Source organism: Planomonospora algeriensis (assembly GCF_977012225.1).
Map to the genome: position 1 here is coordinate 1 of NZ_CDRNDK010000979.1, position 833 is coordinate 833.

The 833-nt window shown below is 79.2% G+C and carries 1 protein-coding gene; it reads right to left on the reverse strand.

The genetic code is table 11. The annotated features are described in order from the left end of the window. Positions 1-440, reverse strand: a 440-nt coding sequence (locus tag ACWJ6R_RS37325) for an AMP-binding protein (RefSeq protein ID WP_449066702.1), incomplete at its 3' end; no start/stop codon positions are given. Positions 441-833: the final 393 nt, after the last annotated feature.

Sequence of the window (833 nt, forward strand, 5' to 3'; positions counted from 1 at the left end):
CTCCCGTCTCCGGGGGGCCCGGGCGGTTCCCCGCCGGTCGTCCCGCCGGTCGTCCCGGCGCGCGGCCTCATCAGCCGCACCGGGGCGCCGGCGAGCAGCTCGTGTCCGGCGTCGTCGGCGACGACCGTGCCGATGCCGGCGTCCTCGATGATCGTGCGCAGCCTGGCGGGCGGATGGGCGGGGTCCAGCGGCACGTAGGCCCCGCCCGCCGTCATGACTCCCAGCACCGAGACCAGCAGGTCGGGCGTGCGGCGTCCGCAGACGCCGACCCGGGTCTCCGGCCCGACGCCCGCCGCGCGCAGGCGGTCCGCCAGGGCGCCCGCGGCGTCGGCCAGTTCGCGGTAGGTCAGCGTCCGATCCCACTGCCGGACCGCCGTCGCGTCCGGCGTGCGGGCGGCCTGGCCCGTGACGAGGTCGTGCAGGAACCGCCCGGAGGTCATCCGCTCACCGCTCCATCATCGATCGGTCCGCGTGTCGGCGCTGAGCCGGGTCCGGCCGCGGGGCACCGCGACCGCCGCGAGCGCCTCACCCAGCGGCGTGTTCAGGGGCAGGAGGGTCACCCACCAGCCGTCGCCCGCGGGCCACGGCCCCGGGGCGGCCAGATCGGGGAATCCCGCCGCGGCCGGGCCGTGCGCCCCCCGCCCGGACCAGCGCCCGCCTGGCCGTCCTGGCGCGGAGCTCCAGCCAGGGCCGGTCCTCCTCGGCCGCGTCCGCTATCTGCTCCCGCTCCCCCGGCCCGAGCCCGTCACCGCGGGAGGCGCCGTCGGGGTGCCGAGGGAGGCTCCCCGGGAGGCACCGCAGGCGTCCGCGCCGTACGCGGCCAGCAGTCCGAC